General features: G+C 41.9%; 12 protein-coding genes. 3 read left to right on the plus strand and 9 right to left on the minus strand.

The window, feature by feature from the left end:
- Positions 1–21: 21 nt before the first annotated feature.
- The 4 genes from CLI64_RS09675 to CLI64_RS09695 form a co-directional block, all read right to left on the minus strand.
- Positions 22–228, minus strand: a complete 207-nt coding sequence (locus tag CLI64_RS09675; protein ID WP_103137022.1) for a hypothetical protein — start codon at positions 226–228, stop codon at positions 22–24.
- A gap of 204 nt (positions 229–432) precedes the next feature.
- Complete coding sequence (locus CLI64_RS09680; RefSeq protein ID WP_103137023.1) at positions 433–1035, minus strand: superoxide dismutase; 603 nt, start codon at positions 1033–1035, stop codon at positions 433–435.
- Positions 1036–1972: 937 nt separating this feature from the next.
- A complete protein-coding gene (locus CLI64_RS09690) occupies positions 1973–3574 on the minus strand; it encodes a bifunctional pantoate--beta-alanine ligase/(d)CMP kinase (protein ID WP_103137025.1) in 1602 nt (533 codons plus the stop codon).
- 147 nt (positions 3575–3721) lie between these two features.
- Positions 3722–4762 (minus strand): septal ring lytic transglycosylase RlpA family protein, encoded by a 1041-nt coding sequence (locus tag CLI64_RS09695; RefSeq protein ID WP_103137026.1) that lies wholly within the window; start codon positions 4760–4762, stop codon positions 3722–3724.
- Between the two features lie 828 nt (positions 4763–5590).
- Between CLI64_RS09695 and glsA the strand changes: the two genes are divergently transcribed.
- Positions 5591–6556, plus strand: coding sequence for a glutaminase A (glsA, locus tag CLI64_RS09700; RefSeq protein ID WP_103137027.1), 966 nt, complete (start codon positions 5591–5593; stop codon positions 6554–6556).
- A gap of 194 nt (positions 6557–6750) precedes the next feature.
- On the opposite strand, the gene CLI64_RS09705 is transcribed toward glsA, so the two are convergent.
- From CLI64_RS09705 to CLI64_RS09715, 3 genes are all read right to left on the minus strand, one after another.
- Entirely contained in the window at positions 6751–7746 is a 996-nt protein-coding gene (locus CLI64_RS09705) for a DUF3445 domain-containing protein (protein ID WP_103137028.1), read from the minus strand.
- A gap of 64 nt (positions 7747–7810) precedes the next feature.
- Positions 7811–8173: a DUF5615 family PIN-like protein gene (locus tag CLI64_RS09710; protein WP_103137029.1), complete on the minus strand. Its 363-nt coding sequence runs from the start codon at positions 8171–8173 to the stop codon at positions 7811–7813.
- Entirely contained in the window at positions 8170–8409 is a 240-nt protein-coding gene (locus CLI64_RS09715) for a DUF433 domain-containing protein (RefSeq protein ID WP_103137030.1), read from the minus strand. Before CLI64_RS09715 ends, CLI64_RS09710 begins: the two co-directional genes overlap by 4 nt.
- 132 nt (positions 8410–8541) lie before the next feature.
- Between CLI64_RS09715 and uvrC the strand changes: the two genes are divergently transcribed.
- Entirely contained in the window at positions 8542–10425 is a 1884-nt protein-coding gene (uvrC, locus tag CLI64_RS09720) for an excinuclease ABC subunit UvrC (protein WP_103137031.1), read from the plus strand.
- A 627-nt stretch (positions 10426–11052) separates the two neighbouring features.
- Entirely contained in the window at positions 11053–11232 is a 180-nt protein-coding gene (locus CLI64_RS09725; RefSeq protein ID WP_103137032.1) for a replication restart DNA helicase PriA, read from the plus strand.
- 18 nt (positions 11233–11250) lie between these two features.
- Here the strand turns inward: CLI64_RS09725 and CLI64_RS09730 are convergent, their stop codons facing one another.
- Complete coding sequence (locus CLI64_RS09730) at positions 11251–16350, minus strand: hypothetical protein (protein WP_103137033.1); 5100 nt, start codon at positions 16348–16350, stop codon at positions 11251–11253.
- A complete protein-coding gene (locus tag CLI64_RS09735; protein ID WP_103137034.1) occupies positions 16326–17657 on the minus strand; it encodes a P-loop NTPase fold protein in 1332 nt (443 codons plus the stop codon). Before CLI64_RS09735 ends, CLI64_RS09730 begins: the two co-directional genes overlap by 25 nt.
- Positions 17658–18222 lie beyond the last annotated feature (565 nt).

An 18222-nucleotide genomic window follows, 5' to 3' on the forward strand; every position in this document is an offset into this window, starting at 1 on the left:
CTAATCCCCAGTCCCCAGTCCCTAAAATACTTCTTCCTCAATACCGCGCCACCATTCACCTAAATTCATCAGGTCTTGGTGGATGTCTGCTAATTCATTGGCGTATTCGTCCTCTGAAATCAAGTCTTTGCGTTCTTGGAGTTTTTTGAGCCGCAATTGCACTAATAACCAGGGTTTGGCTATGCTATCGGTGGCTTCCATGTATCTTGCGAGTTCTTGACTGTTCATTTTAGAGAATTTTCCACTATTTTGTTAATATCAAGGTAATTTTAAGGATTTATAGCGATGCTGCGTCCGGTTTTTGGCGATCGCTCAAGGTGAATCCTTAACTATATCGCTATACATTCTAATTAGAGAATAAAACAGCCACGATTTAAGTCGTGACTGTTGCTTTATGGAAATTTTTAGTAAAACTGCAAAAATTACTGCAAATTAAGCTTTAGCTAAGTTTTCTGCAACAAAGTCCCAGTTTACCAGTTGATCTAAGAAGTTTTTAATAAATGCTGGACGAGCATTTCTAAAATCAATGTAGTAGGCGTGTTCCCAAACATCTATGGTGAGCAGTGCTTTTTTACCATGAGCTAGAGGGTTCTCTGCATTTGGTGTTTTCATTACTTTGAGTGTACCACCATCGTCAATCAACCAAGCCCAGCCACTACCAAATTGAGTTGCAGCCGCATTAGAAAATTCTTCTTTGAATTTGTCGAAGCTACCAAAATCTCTGTCAATTTTAGCAGCTAAGTCGCCGGTAGGTGCGCCACCACCTGCGGGTTTTAAGGAATTCCAGAAGAAGGTGTGATTCCAAACTTGTGCGGCGTTGTTGAAAATCCCAGCTTTGGAGGGGTCTTTAAAGGAAATTTGGATGACTTCTTCTAGGGATTTATCAGCTAAGTCTGTACCTTCGGTCAGCTTGTTGAGGTTATCTACATAAGCTTTGTGATGCTTACCATAGTGATACTCGAAGGTTTCAGCTTTCATACCATATGGTTCTAAAGCATTAGAGTCGAAAGGTAAGGGGGGTTGAGTGAATGCCATTTTGTGAAGTCCTCTCTTTACTGTTTTCCAGTTGAAACCTATTGCGGCAGCTTAGGAAATTACAGGTCTTGTGTCTACCGTTTTTATATCCCTAATACTTAGGATATAAAACTTAACATCGTCATTCTACTACCAAAGTGAATATTCGTACCCAATATTTTTTAAATCAGCCGAATTAAGCAAAATATATATTTATAAGGCAATTCTCTTTGATTTTATCAGCAGACCGACTTAGAGAAGGAACTGTTAAGGAAGAAGGGAAAACAGGAGAGCGATGAAATGGAATTGTGAAGTGCTACTGATACTCTAGTCAAATTTTGCTTATATCTGAAGTATAAAAATCATCCTTTAGTCAGATGATTTTATCGGCAGAACCTTTAAGATGTTATATACGAAACTTTTTTAAAAGTTAATTAGGGTTGACTCTTCAATTTATGTAACCGTCCACAACCATTTGCTTTTATTCCTCAAATTGCTAGTTTGGGTTTTTCGTGGGGAACAGAGAAACGGAGCAGGACAGATAGAGGTGTACTGAATGCGTGAGAAACTCAAATGCAAACCGCGCCTCTATTCATAGATATGAAAACAGGGAGTAAGTTTTAAATGCCTTACTCCTTAAAATTTCTGATATGGGGGAATGAGGAAAAAGGTGGAAATTTTTCCTATCATCTCAAAAGTCAACACAATTTTGGATTTTAGATTTGCGATAGCGTAGCGTTAGCGAGGCAGGAGCGTCTTTTTGATTGACCCCGACCACTCCTTGGGTGCGGGGCTTGGGGATTTTAGGTTGGCGTAAAGCCTGCGACATAGCTGCGCTTAGAGGGTAGCAGACGCAGCGCAGCGAGTATTGTAGATTTTTCCACCCACGGTGGGGGTTGTAACCCAAAAAATCCAAAATCCAAAATCCAAAATCTAAAATTTGGAGGGTCAACAATTTTCACTGAGAAAAACATTGCTGATAGTAGTTAACAATCTGTTCTGTCACATCTGAGATACTCAGACCGTCTGTTGACAGTTCGATCGCGTCTGGGGCTTTTTGTAAGGGAGAAACTTTGCGGGTGCTGTCTTTCCAATCACGTTCAGCAATGTCTTTTTCTAGTTGTTCCAGACTGACTGTTGGTTGACCTTGTTTTTGGAAATCCTGTAGCCGACGACGGGCGCGTTCGCTAACGGAGGCGGTTAAGAAGATTTTGATTTCAGCATCAGGGAAGACATGAGTACCAATGTCTCTACCTTCCGCCACTAACCCGCCTTTTCTTCCCCAGATTTGCTGCTGTTTGACCAAGGCTTCCCGCACAGCAGTTTGGGCAGCGATCGCGGATACTTGAGAGGTAACAGCAATGGAACGAATGGCTTGGGTAACATCATTGCCATCGATCCAAACCCGCACCGGAGATTGTAAATCTGAACTAGGAGTCAGTTCAATGTGACATTGATTTGCTAACTCAGCGATCGCGCACTCATCATCAATGGCAATACCTCGTTCTAGAACTAGCCAAGTCATAGCCCGGTACATAGCACCTGTATCTAGATAAACTAGACCCAAATTTGCTGCCACTTGACGGGCGACTGTGGATTTTCCCGCCCCAGCCGGCCCATCAATAGCGATGATAGGTTGGCGATCGCGCAAAATGATATTATCAATCAATCGTGTAGAACCAAGACGAGCGGCGATCGCTAGCATTCCTTCCTCCGTAATTTGATTTAAAGACATTAATGTATTTGGTTCAACTAATTCAATATATTCCACTGCTACTGTACTGACCTTGGCTAATTCCTGTTGTACTGCGGTTATGAGCTGATGGCGATCGCGTATACCTTTTTGAAACGCTACTTGAGCTTGTTGCAAACCACGATACAATACTGCTGCTTGCTGTTTTTCCTGGGCAGTCAAATACTGATTACGAGAACTCAAGGCTAAACCAGAAGCTTCACGCACTATCGGACAAGCAACAATCTCCACTGGCAAATTCAAATCAGTCACCAACTTTTTAATAATAGCTAGCTGCTGACCATCCTTTTGTCCAAAATAGGCTCGGTCAGGTTGTACTAAGTTCAAAAGCTTAGTCACAATCGTGGCCACACCCTGAAAGTGGCCTGGCCGAGAAAGGCCACACAAGCCAGATATCATAGCAGATGGAGGGATTACTTGTGTTACTGGAGATTCTTGTATATTATTCTGATTAATTCCCATTTCTTCCGGATCTGGTGCAAAAACTGCATCAACTCCAGCTTGCTCACATAATTTACAGTCTTGCTCTAGAGTCCGAGGATAGCGCGCAAAATCTTCATTGGGGCCAAATTGCAGGGGATTCACAAAAATACTGACAATCACCGTAGAATTTTCTGGTCGCGCCCGTGTAATCAAGCTGAAATGGCCTTCATGCAAATTGCCCATAGTTGGTACTAGACCAATGGCTGTGGGATGCCAGTTCATCATTCCCTCTAGGGCTAGATCATCTGATTCTGTCTGCTGATTTGCCCAGCGATGTTTATTGAGAAAGCAACGTAAAGCTGCAACTGTCTTCAACAGGCGCACAAAAATACCCCTAGTTCTTCTTTAGCATCTCCTCCGTTAGTTTATCTCTCAAACAGAAGGAAGAAACAGAATAACTAGGGGAATTAGGGATGGGGCATGGGGCATTGGGGTAAAATCTACCCAGTCCCCAATCCCCAGTTTCCAATATCACCGACCTAGAACTTCGATTCTAACTGGTGCAATGCCGCTACCAATCATACCGAGAACTCTAGCTGCACCAGTCGATAAATCAATCACTCTACCCCGAATGTATGGGCCTCTGTCGTTGATTCGCACTATCACAGAACGACCGTTGCGGGTATTGGTGACGCGTACTCTTGTACCGAAAGGCAAGCTGCGGTGAGCTGCGGTCATGGCTTCGGAATTGAATCTTTCGCCGGTAGCAGTTGGTCTGCCGTGGAAACCTTGACCGTAAAAGGAAGCTATCCCTTGGAAGGTGAGTCTAATGTTGCTAGCAATTTGTTGGGGCAAATTGGCTACAGACCTTGATACACCAGAACGAGATGGTAAGTTAGCAATTTCTGTAAGGGGAGAGGCGTTGCCGATGAGTCTTCTTAGGCGATTTGTTGCTTGCAACGCATCTTTGGCTAAGTCATTGGTGGTATCTGCCAGGCGGGTGTTTTGATTAATTTCCACCAATTCTTGGTTTTTGATTTTGATAGTGTAGCGATCGCCTGGCTGTTGTTGGTTGGAGACACCTTTGTTCTGGTTTTGTCCCTTCCAACTGACACTGATTTGATCAGCTTGCACATTATCCCGGATCATTTGGTTGATCCTCGCTGCCATCAGACTGGCTCTCTGCACTGGGTCATTTGGTAGCGAGCCGACTAGGATCTTGGCATCCGCTAAATTTCCTGCACTTGCTACCTGAACTGAGTCACTAGCATCGCCAACTGCACCTAATTTCTTTTGGGTGCCAACGGTCGATTGAGAACTCAAAAAGGTAATAACTGGAATGTTTCGGATATACAGAGTTGCCGCTTTCCGTCCTTCAATGTTGTGAGTATGAATTCTCGTATTCACAACGTCATCTGAAGATTTTAATTCCCCTACCTTAACCACGTCACCGGCTGTTGCTTTGGATGCAACTAGTGAATCGAGTTTGGTGGTTTGAGTCCGACCAATTGAGGGTGTCCCCAAAATGGTTACAGACAGGGCGGCAATAGTCCACAAATGTCTTTGATTCATGCGTCCGATTTTAAAGCGACTATAGAACAGCAGTTTCTTAGTTTGTGGGAGTTTGTTTCGTAAGTTACTTATTAGCAAACTCGCCTAAGATGCGAATTCGTTCCGCTTTTACTTTCTGTTTTATAACTGCAACAGACTAACACGAACTTTCAGGGTTGGGGATCAGGGTTTTAGCGTAGGAATGACCACCTTTTGAAAATTTAAGTTCCGCCAACAAGGTCAAAACCTTGTTCAAATGCGGATTTTGACTATGTATCCTTTTTTTCGGAATACTAGTTTTTTATTTACAAAAGTTTACATTTTTTGGGTTTTGCTTTGTCCTGTCTTGGCTTTGTATTTTACGTATAAATATTTATCTTACTAGTATTTGTATACACAGATAAATAAAACCTATATTATTTATAATAATTCTATATACTACAAAATGACCTCAAGAAAATTACTGAAATGAATTTGCTTTGTATTTTTTTAACATTGTCGCAGAAAGCTTTTAAATTAATGCTCCTGGCTCCTAAAATTCTATCTTCAGCTATGAATTTATATTTAAATTTATATATTTTTCATGATCCAAAATATGTAATAATACTTTGTATGTAGGTTAAAGATGTAGTTACAGTGACATTAAACTACAGTAATCATGAGTAACAAAAATTGCTAACACTTGTAGCAGAAGTTTGATTTGCTCACAATGAAGTTAATGTCAAAAAATTGCTTAATCAGCATCAAAATTATGTAGAGTATTTTTACCTCGTATTAAAATTTACATTTAATCTGTAAATTTGGACGCAATGTTCAGCAAAAGATTGATAAAGTCAAGCTATTAGCCTCATGATTAGCAAAACCAATCAAGGAGATTTAGAAATTATCACCTCTGCACTTAGCGATGTGATTAATGAACTGCATGATAAATACAAGTCATTGCAGGATGGAATCGTTGCTAACTATATTCCTGAACTCGCAAAAGTCAACCCGGATTTATTTAGTATTTGTATTGTTACAGTAGATGGTCACGTATACGAAGTAGGCGATTCGCAACAACTATTTACTATTCAATCGATTTCTAAAGTATTTGCTTACGGACTAGCATTAGAGGATCATGGACGAGATTATGTTTTAACCAGGGTGGGAGTAGAACCCACAGGGGATGCTTTTAACGCCATTATTTTGGACGAGCAATCTAAGCGACCCTATAACCCAATGGTAAACGCCGGAGCGATCGCCACTACTAGTTTAATTAAAGGTGCAGGAGCAACCGAACGCCTCAACCGCTTACTAGATATGTTCCGCCGCTACATTGGTCATGACGTATTTGTCGATATTTCCGTCTTTACCTCCGAACGCAGCACCGGACACCGCAACCGCGCAATGGCGCACCTCATGCTCAACTTTGGCATGATCAACCAAAATATAGAAGAAGCCTTAGACCTATATTTTCAACAATGCGCCGTCATGGTGGACTGTCGGGACTTAGCGGTGATGGCGGCGACTTTAGCAAATCGAGGGACAAACCCCATCACAGGGGAACAAGCTGTAGATAAACGCTATATAAAAGATATCCTCAGTGTGATGTACACCTGTGGGATGTACAACTTTGCAGGAGAATGGGCTTATAAAGTCGGAATTCCGGCTAAAAGTGGCGTTTGTGGCGGTATTTTGGCAGTTGTTCCCCATAAGATGGGAATTGCTGTGTTTTCTCCACCCTTAGATCATCGGGGAAACAGTGTGAGGGGGGTGAAAGTCTGTGAAGAACTATCCCAGCGTTTAGGCTTACATTTATTTGATTGTTCGGTTTAATTAGGGGTGTAAGGGTATGAGGGTATGAGGGTATAGGGGTTGAAAGTGTTGGACGAGGATTATTGGAAAAAAGCCCAGCACGGTTTTGCCCCAATGGGCAAGGCTTTTAACTCTTGGGTCGTTGGCTGCTCTTTCTTCCCCCTACACCCCTACACCCCTACACCCTTACACCCGCCCCAACGGGGCTTGGTAATTCAGACAGTGTTTAACCAACGTAAAATATTGGCTTTGCTGTCTGCTAAACCTTTATAAATCAATGACTCTGGCGACATAGACTCAATTGCAGCACACAGCTTAACCCGTAATATTGCATCTTGCTTGAGGGAAGTACAATCTCTGAAATAAGTGCGAATCGTAAATAATGCTGTCTTAGACTCTGGTAGACCCCAAATTACTTGTCGCTCAATTCGCAAGTAAAGTTTAGGGTTTTGGGGGTCAAAACTTCTACCTTCCCACTGGCTAACTAATAAACCAGGTGGTGGTTCAGGGTGGTGATTCAGACGCGTATCTGTACTCAAACCCCAAGCAAAGCGCACCATTGGTTGACGATAAATCATCGTATTAACGATCGCATCTGCCCGGCGATTAATTTTTTCTATACCCGCCACGGGTGTATGTATTGCAGCAAAGTCCTTACCGATTTTTTCCTCAGCTGACCAATGGTTGGGATAACACAAATGAATGGCACTCAGCCAATTACGTCCATCATTACCACAGCAAATGACTGTAATATCTTCCTGTATCTGTGCTGCTAAAGCATCGAGGGTAGAAGCATAAACAGGAGAAACTGTACTACCCTCGACTCGCTGTAATTCCCAGTTTGCATCTAGGTAAAGTTTTTCGTTGGTCAGTCGGCTATAAAATATGAAGCTGTTAGCCGTCGATTTTTGGTAGTCAAAGTATTGTGGATGCTCTTGTGTAAGACGCTCAACTATCAAACGAGCGATTGCACCTGCTACAGTCTGAGAATAATCATAACTCTGATAGTATTTACTCAATCGTTCTGCACGGGCTAAAAGTTTAGCCTGACGGTAATCAGCAAAGTTTTCATCGATTTGAAATACTTGCTTATCAGCTTGACCATTACCGAAACATGAACCAAACGCCATCATCCCTGGCTTGACTTCGTAGCGTCCATTCATCAGGGGGAAGTAGCAGGCGGGACTATTCAAAGCTGCGGCTTTCTGCATTTTTACAAGCTAGCTATTGTAAAGAAGTGCCATTTATATTGATGTTTAGGTAAGAGTAGTTGAGTTATATCGGCAATTGTCTCACACGGAAATCGCGATCGCTGACGGAAATAATTGCCCCGGTGGCTAAATCTTGCTCAAACCGATTTAATGCTTCTGCCAATCGTTCATTAATGATTTCATAACTTTCGTTCCCTAATCGAAACAGAATTACGCTTGGTAATGTTGCACCACTCACTGCTAACAAATAACCAAAATCCAAGTCTACTGTTAATAACACTCGTTCCTCCAAACGAGCTTTTACCAAAATTTCATCATCGGGGAGTGTTTCCAGACCTTCTTCAACCAGATGTACTGCATCATAACCCGCAGTTTTTAACCAATTGACGGTACGTGGTGAGATCCCCATATCTGCCAGAAATTTCATCCCACTTTCTCACCCACTATGGGATAAACTTGTTCGCGTGCCAACCAAGCAGCATACATTAAGGATTGTTGAACATCTTCCGGTTCTAAATAGGGATAATCCTCGATAATTTCAGTGACAGTTTTGCCATTAGCGACCAAATTCAAAATTAACGAAACTGGAACTCGCATTCCTCGAATACAAGCTTGTCCAGCCATAATGCGGGGGTCAAATGTAATGCGGTCGAAACCTAACATTATGTAATTCTCCTGTCGTGTTCAGGTTTAGGGGTGTAGGGGTTGAGCTACTGCCTTTTGACTGAGGGACGCAAAAATCAGTGAAATTTCTTAGAATGGGATTAGGTAAATTTGTGAAGTTACCTGAAAGTTGTGACAACATCTGCTCCAATCCTACCACTGGTAAAAGACCCAGAACGCTTAGAAGCTCGGCTGGTGGAAATTCCTCCAGAACCGGGAGTGTATTTCATGCGCGACGGAAGCGATCGCATCATATATATAGGTAAGTCGCGAAAATTGCGATCGCGTGTTCGTTCCTATTTTCGGGACGGTTACAACAAAACTGAACGCATCGCCACAATGGTCAAGCAGGTGACGGATATTGAATTTATCGTCACTGATACTGAAGCCGAAGCCTTGGCGTTGGAAGCAAATTTAATTAAGCAGCATCAACCATACTTTAATGTGCTGCTTAAAGATGATAAAAAATATCCCTACGTCTGTATTACTTGGTCGGAAGACTATCCCCGCATCTTCATTACTCGCAAACGCCAGCTAGGCAAAGAAAAGGATAAATATTACGGGCCTTACACCGATTCAGGCTTATTACGCGGTATTTTGCATTTATCTAAGCGGATATTCGCCCTCAGACAGCGACCACAACCACTATTTAAAGACCGTCCCTGCTTAAATTATGATATGGGTCGCTGTCCTGGGGTGTGTCAACAGCTGATTTCACCGGAGGAATACCGCAAAACTGTGCAGAAAGTGGCGATGGTATTTCAGGGACGGACGCAGGAACTCATCGATATTTTGACGGAACAAATGGAAACAGCCGCCACCGCACTTAATTTTGAATCGGCGGCGCGCATTCGTGATCAAATTGCTGGGTTAAAGTCTTTGAATGCACAGCAGAAAGTTTCCTTACCAGATGATACAGTTTCACGGGATGCCATAGCTTTAGCAGCTGACAATCAACACGCTTGCATTCAATTATTTCAAATTCGCGCCGGTCAGTTGGTGGGACGTTTGGCGTTTGTGGCGGAATCACAAGCGGAAGCTGGCGCGATTTTGCAACGGGTTTTAGAGGAACATTATCAAACGGCTGACTCGGTGGAAATTCCCGCAGAAATTTTAGTCCAGCATGAGTTACCGGATGGGGAAATTTTGGCAGCAGCTTTGACGCAACGCAAGGGAAGAAAAGTCACAATCTTAGCTCCCCAGCGTCAAACTAAGGCAGAATTAATAGAGATGGTGGAACGTAACGCCCAATATGAACTACAAAGAATGCAAAAATTGGGCGACTATAATCACGCAGCGATGCAAGATTTAGCCGGAATTCTCGACTTACCAGACTTACCCCATCGCATCGAAGGTTACGACATCTCCCACATTCAAGGTTCTAACGCCGTCGCTTCCCAGGTAGTATTTATTGATGGCATACCCGCTAAACAATATTATCGTCACTACAAAATTAAAAATCCCACAGTCACTATCGGACATTCTGATGATTTCGCGAGTTTAGCGGAAGTAATTCAACGACGCTTTCGCAAATACGCCGAAGATCCCAAATTACCACGGGTGGATAATCCTGACTGGCCTGATGTGGTGATGATAGATGGTGGGAAAGGTCAATTATCGGCTGTGGTTGCAGTTTTGCAAGAGATGAATTTATTAGAAGACTTGCGAGTGGTGAGTTTAGCCAAGAAGCGAGAAGAGATTTTTTTACCTGGAGAGTCCACACCTTTAACGACTGACAGCGAACAACCAGGAGTGCAATTACTCAGACGACTGCGAGACGAAGCCCATAGATTTGCCGTGAGTTTCCATCGTCAACAACGAAGTGATAAATTAAAGCGATCGCGTTTAGACGAAATTCCAGGTTTGGGACACCATCGTCAAAAGTTGCTGTTAGCTCATTTTCGCTCTATTGATTATATTCGCCAAGCCTCACCCGCACAAATCGCGGAAGTTCCAGGGATTGGGACAAAATTAGCTCAGGAAATTTACAACTATTTTCATCCTCTAGATACTTGACAAATAGGCTAGTTTTTAGTTACAAGTTCTGTCACCAAAGTATAAAACAGTAATTCCCAGTTTTTCAGCCGCAAAATTTAGTCATCGGCTGAATCAAAAGCTGATGCAAACTATTAAGAATATATCTTATGGATTTATTTACTTACTGTTACTTGTAACTAGATAAATTCATGTAGCCAATATCTGAAATTTTGGATATTGGCGATTTGGTGGTGATTAAATGTAGAAATGTTTATGCTAAAAAATATTAACCAAACATTAAGAAAATCATTTTGTTACCAAAGCTACAGTAATTAACTGATTTTGATATTTGAATACAAAGATATCCTTTTATTTCCTTGAAAATGACTATAAATAGCTTTGTCTCAAGGAATTAGCAATTGGGATCAGTCGAATTTGCAAATAACGTTGTATACAATAGTAGTTTTATATCTCAAGTAGGATGGTTAAATCACCTGCAATTTCAGATAATTACCAAATAATTCTGTTCAATTTTCAAATCTAAAGTTTTGTTTAAAATTAACAGCGAAGTTAATCACTGTTAACAGCTTTCTAGATAACTAGAAATTTTTCTAGCTAAATTGGCATTTTTTTTCGCAAATACCAGAATTACAACCGGGGTCAACTATGCACATCGTACAAAAAATTTACTGCCCAAACTGTGGCAGTGCAGCTGAACGTCACTATATTGCTGATAGCCAATTAACTAGAACCCAATGTCATAGTTGTGATTATTTGATGATCTCTTGCACTAAAACTGGTCGGGTGGTGGAAGCTTACGCACCAGGAATTCATGCGCGGAGGTAGGAATTTTGGATATAAGAATTAATGATCTTGAGGACACAGAGAGCGATCGCTCTGGGTTAATTTCGAGTTAGTCTGTAAATAATCGTGGAGAAAATGACAACCACGCGTTAGTAGCTGGGCTAGTTTGAAGTCGTCTAAATTGCGGAAAATCACCCTACCCTTACCGCTACCGACTGCTAAAATTTTGCCATTGGGACTAAAACTGACGCTGGTTAATTCTTCTTTGTCGCCTTTTAAGGAAATTAATGCTGTTCCTTCTCTGTTCCACAGCTTGATTTTGTCGTCACTACTGGCGGCTAGAGTCCGACCGTCACGGCTAAAACCGATACTGGTAAAATTGTCGCCATCACCGGATAGAGTTTTTAGCAGTTGACCGTCCCGACTCCATATTTTCACAGTGCTATCAATACTGGCGGAAGCTAAAATTTGACTATCAGGCGACCAAGCTACACCATTAACTGGGCGTTTATGGTCAGCAAGGTTGTGTAAAAGTTGACCATTTAAATCCCAGAGTTTGACGGTTAAATCATCACTCGCAGAAGCCAATAACTTGCCGTCTGGGCTGAAACTTACCCAGTTGACTGCATCTGTATGGCCTGTAAGAGTATGAATTAATTTACCCTCTCGACTCCATAATTTTACGGTATTGTCTTTACTGGCTGAAGCCAAGACTTGATGATTTGGCGACCACGCTACAGCCCAAACTGCATTGGTGTGACCTTTCAAGGTATGGAGTAATTTACCATCTTGACTCCATAATTTCACCGTTTTATCTTTACTGGCTGAGGCGATGACTTGACCGTCACCAGACCAAGCTACGCCCCAAACTTGGTCATCATGTTTGGGGAAAGTCCGCAAAATTTTACCATCACTACTAATAATTTTGACTGTATTGTCACGACTAGCAGCAGCCACCATCCGACCGTCAGGACTAAAACTAATGCTAGTTATCCAATCATCTTCGTCGGTTTGGGGGTCACGCTGCAATACATCTTGCCAACGCCACAACTTAATAGTTTTATCGCGACTAGTAGAGACTAAGGTTTTACCGTCAGGACTGAAACTCACACTATTGACCCAGTTGTTATGTCCTTTGAGTGTCCCTAGTAACACACCTTTTAAACTCCAAAGTTTTAAGCTTTCGTCGGTACTAGCAGATGCAATAGTTTGAGCATCTTGACTAAAACTGACGCTAGTAATTGCCCCAGTATGACCAGTAATACTTCTGACTAGTTTTCCTTGAAGATTCCAGAGTTTAATTTTTTGGTCTAAACCACCACTAGCAATCATGTCACCTCTAGGCGACCAAGCTACAGTCAAAATTGCACTGTCGTGACCATTCCAAGTTTGCAGCAATTGACCGTCACGCTTCCATAGTTTAATAGTTCTGTCAGCACTCACAGAAACTAAAGTTTGACCATCAGGCGACCAAGCTAAACTTTGGACGGCTTGTTGATGTCCCAAGAAAGCTTTGAGTAACTTACCGTCACGACTCCAAAGTTTGATGCTTTTGTCGGTACTAGCAGAAGCGATCGCTTGTCCGTCTGGGCTAAAATTAACACTATTGACTCCCGCCTCATGCCCTAAAATGGTATGCTGCAATTCACCTGTGCGACTCCACAGTTTAATTGTTCCGTCTTGACTAGCAGACGCAATTATCTGACCATTGGGACTGAAGCTCACACTATTAACTACCTTATTATGTTGTAAGGAAATAGGTAACATTAAACCATCAGCCCGCCAAAGTTTAACGCTATTATCTGCACTAGCAGAGACAATTAACGACCCATCAGGACTAAAAACTGCACTATTCACGCCAGAAGTATGTCCCTCTAGGCGGTTATATTCTTTCACTCCCACCACAGCTTGATATAGTGCTGTTTGTACCTTTTCTCTGGTGTAAGGATCTACCCAAATCGTGGTTTGTAATTTGCGTCCAGCTTTGATTCCTTCTTTGAGTGCATCAAGGCCTTTTTGGGATGCAAATAACGCTTCACTAGAAACACTCAGGGTTTTAATTTCACTATCTACGGCGATGATAATGGAAACACTCAACCCCAAAATCGCTAACGCCGAAGCCGCCAACGCCATTTTTAAGGAACGATTTAATTTGGCTTCACTGAGTCTTTGTTGTTTTTGACTTTCTACAAGTTGGGCGGTTAACTCTTTTTCTTTGAGTTCGGCGCGGAGTTGTTCCACTTCTAATTGACTGAGTTCTTCTCGCTTGCGTAACTCGCGCAATTCCGCCAGTAAATCTAATCCTTGCTGGGGTTGAGGATCTAAGAGTTTGCTGTTTTGCTTTTTTTGGCGGAGTTCTCGCTTGAGTCGTTCAATTTCGGTTTGACTTTGTTCGACTTTTTGACGCAGCTGATTAAGTTGGGCTTGGAGACTAGATTCTTGTTCTTGCAAATAACGAATTAAATCTACTAAATAATCATGAATTAATTGATAGCGTTCTGGAACATCGGGGAACAATACCACTAATCCAGAACTGACTAAAATATTTAAGACTAATTCTAATTTATCGGCATCTTCCAATTCTGCCAATTCTGTTGCTAATTCGGCACGGGTTTTAAATGGTCTTTGATTACTTTCATCTGTTAATAAGTATAAAACCAGTAAAGCCGCCCGTTCATTTGTGGGGCCGCAATCTTTGATCAGTTCTTTGATATACCTTTCAATTAATTTATTTGGTCTGTATTGTTGATATTGGGCGAGAGTTGTAATACCTTCATCTTGTAATTGCGCTCCTGCCACTTGTAGTTCAATAGGGCGAATTTCTCCGGTGTCTCTGGATAAATCATCAACCAAGGCATTAATTAAAGCTGGTTCTAGATTGGAGTGGGAGCGGGCAGTGAGTTTTTCAATGATGGCTTTGGCGTATTCAGGAGAAAAATTATTTAATTGATAACGAATCTGTTTATCGAGAATGTTATTATTGATTGCTTCGAGATTTGCTAAATGTTTAAATTCTAGAATTTGGTGTAAATAATCTTCTCTCAAAGACATGATGACTTTGACAAAAGGTATATTCAGACAATCACTGACAAACTGGTCGAATTGCTGTTTTTGGTGGCGGTCAGTACAGCCAAAGAAAAATTCTTCAAATTGGTCAAATATTAAAACCGTAATGAGATGATTATTCGCATTTTGATGTAATTTTTCTAAAATGCTGCTAATAGTCACTGGCGTTTCTGTCACTGGTAAAACTTCTGATGTAATAGCTGCGTCACCTTTGAGTTGCGAAATTGCCACCTTTAAAGATTTACCCAATTCTCGCACCCAATCTGTATAAACTTGCAATACTACAGGGACAGCAATTTGATCACCAATGGCGTGATTTTGTAAAGCTGGAACTAAACCAGCCGTCACAGTAGAACTCTTGCCCACCCCAGAGGGGCCGTGAATCACAATTAATTTTTGGTCTGAACGGCTAATTCTGCCAATTAAGTTATTAATATCCCGTTCTCGCCCAGAAGCTGCAATTTCTAAAGCAATACTACTACTACCAGAGGCGGACATTAACGCCGGGTTGGTAGCTTGTCTTTGGGGTTTAAGACGACCTGCACCAATAAAAGCCCGTAAGCCATATTGTTGTTCGATAGAACGGCGTTTTTGGCGGATGCAATAGGCTTCTAAATAACGCCCGGCTTCAAAATAGAGCGATCGCAGTTTCCGCAACATCCTAATATAACGATGTGCGTCATATTGGTGCGCGCTATTTTCTAAAGCTGGGGTTAATTCCTGGGTGGCTTTATCTAGATAGGCTTGGGCTACAGCGTTTTCACCCAATTTTTGTTGGGCTTTAGCTAAGACTAAATAATAAATCTGCGCTAACAGCAGGGGAAATAAACAATCATGGGGTATGGTGTCTTGCTGTTGGGCTTCGTCTAACTTGAGTAAGGACACATGGGCTAAAATACTCGCCTGTAACCACCGCGAAGCTTGAACGGCGACTTGGGCTAAAAAACCATAGTCACAAGCTAACTGAATTTGACTCCCGTAGATTTGATGTAACTCTAGGGAATGTTGGGCGACTTTTTGTAATTCATCCCATTGTTGCAGATGTTCCAAAACCTCTGCTAGTTGACCGATAAATTCTGCTGCAATATCCGGTCGGCGCGCCAATTCTAAGATTTCTATGCTTTGTTGTAAAGAAGATTTCGCCTGTTCCCAATATTCACGGTTATCTAGTTGATTTTGTGCCGCTAACCGACAATATGACAAGCCTAGATAAAACAGTAATACACTCTGTCTTAAAAGTGGGGAAGATGGGGGAGTCGGGCGGGGAAAAGTTGAGATTTCCGCTTCAGTTGGCTTTTCTGTGGATGACTGAGTCACAAGTTTTTGCCAAATCAGCAAACTTTGTTGAAAATGATCTAAGGCGGGATGAATGCGATCGCTAATATAATTATCTAAACCAAAAACGAACTTTAAACTGGCGTTTAATTCTGGTTCTAGGGTAATTCCCCTCTCATGCAATTCACCGATAGCTGAATGTAGTTCGTCGCTATATTCCCACACTTGCGTTAGGGTGGGATAATTTGGGGCGAGTTTTGCTTGTCGCCGTTGTCCATGTTCGTTGGTTAAGACTTTGGCGAATAAAGCATCGGTTTCTTGACGCAGAAATTCTAATAATTCTGGTGTCGTCATGGTAAACCGAATCGGTGTCGCCGCCCAACTGGCAAAATCGGGGGCTAAACGCACGACTTTTTGTAGTATTTCCTCATTTACCCAAAAAATCATCGGAAATGAATGCTGTTTAGGCAATTCATCCCGAATATGATTAATTGACCTGAGTAAATCGTCAATTTCTTCGACGGTTTCTAAACCCAAAACCATCAACGCCGATGGGGGTTGATTATCTGTCTCTAACTGAAAATGCAAAGCTGAGTAAAGACTTCTGGTGTTTGGGGGTAAAACTACCTTGTGAATGCGCGCCACTCCCACCGCTAATTTATCTAGTGATTGCAGCACTCGCTCCTGTAACACACGATAATTACAGCAGACTACCACTACAGAAAAGTGACCACAAGATAGGGTAATCGCTCGCCATAAACTTTGTAAAGCCTTACCGTTGGCTGTTTTAATATCTACTGGGAATTGTCCTTCAACCATGACTTAAATTTTGGTGTCTCGGCTAAAACTGGATTGACAGCAAACCAAACCCCTTGATGGTCGCGGTATTCAAAGACAAATAAACTACGCAATAAGGTATGGTATTCTATATCTCCCCTAACCCGTTGTTGTTTGACCACTTGGAAGATTAACTCCCACTCTTGGCTATCGATAGGGTTAGCGCGGTAGTCTCGTTGTCTTTGAATGACTAACTCGACACATGCTTTTTCAAAGGGTGGATCTTGTTCTCGCAGACAGTCAAACAGCAACCCCAATAAATCGCGCACATGACCACCACTGATCAGGCACAATCTATCTAGTGTTTCTAAATTATCGAATACCTCTGTAATTAAGCTTAAGCGATCGCTCGGTTGAATGTCAGGGAAAGCCCTAGCTAAAACCATTTGACGCATCAAATCTAAGCCTTGCTGGAAAATCTCCCCAGAACGTAACCTGACGGGAATCATCGGTAATACCTTCGGTGCGACTCCACCACCTAAACGGTGTTGTAGTTCCGCGCTGTCGTTGGAAAAGGTTAAAGCTAAGGGGATGGTGTAAACTACATGACAATGGAGCTTACGCAATTGTTCACCCCTATCGATAAATAAATATTCTGGCAGCGATCGCCCCGATGGTAAAGGACGAATGGCGACTCTATCTAAGTTATCGACAATTACAACTAGGCCTTTTTTCCCCTTGGCTTTGAGTTCCTTATCAGCCCGTTCTAAGAGTTCTTGGTTAATTGATTGCAAAATTCCCTGGGTGCGGGGTTCGAGGTAATCTCGCAAACGGCGACGCAATTGGGGACTTTCTTTTGTTTTGGCGGTAATTTTGGCAATTCCCACTGATAATTCCGCTTCTACCCCCAAATCAATGGGAGTTTGCAGAAAATCCATCACCTCACTAAATAACTTAGTAAAGTAGTTAGGCTTGAGGCGGATTTTCATTGCTTCCAGACTTTCGCTCACCTGTCCAGCGATCGCTAGTAAAATATCAGTGACATCCACATCCGCCATTTCTAGGACATGGGTAGACTCAAAGTACACTACATGAAATTGCGCCTCTTCTAACTCCGCCTTCAAGCGCAATAGTTCCGTAGATTTACCGCAACCCAAGTGTCCTGTAAATAACTGACAGGTGGGTGAATTGGGAGAAATGCGAGTAATAGTACGCAGCAGTGCTTCAATAATTTTACCGCCCCGCACCGATGCAAAATCAATATAGTATCGGCGATCGCTGTTATTTCCCATCATCAACGGTCTGCTGGGATTACAAGCCTGATAGAATTTTTCTAAATCTAAGGGCATATTGGGATTTTGGATTTGGGATTTGGGATTTTGGATTAGGGGCTTCCAACTAAAAAATATTCCATCTGTAGGGTGCGTCAGCGTGAGAAACCTTCGCTATATCTAGATATTCTTTATACTGACGTACCCTACGAACAGTCAATTTGGGATAATTTAATTTTTGGAAGTCCCTTACAGCATGGTTTCATGTGAGCAATCACTGAAAATCGGTGAAAAGTCGCAGAAATTTCTTCCTTTTGCCGTTTGCCTTTTTACCTTTACCTTTTTACTAGATGCTTATCGTTAATTAATCATCGTTTTTACAGTCTCAAGCCCTTAGACTCTCGCTTCACATTGAAAATACGTTGCTTTTTGACAACTTATGCGTTGATTTCAGCACTTATTACCCAAATTACTCAATAATTTAGCAGTATTCAGGATATTTTTCCCATCAGGTTGTAGTTTTATACACAATTGTCACAGTTGTAAATTTTACAAAAGTATAAATAAATCAAACAATGGTTTGTTCAAATTCCCGACGTTTGGAAAGAGTCGGCGGGATATGACTGATCATAAATTTGTGTGG

It is taken from the genome of Nostoc sp. CENA543 (assembly GCF_002896875.1).
Taxonomy (GTDB): domain Bacteria; phylum Cyanobacteriota; class Cyanobacteriia; order Cyanobacteriales; family Nostocaceae; genus Trichormus.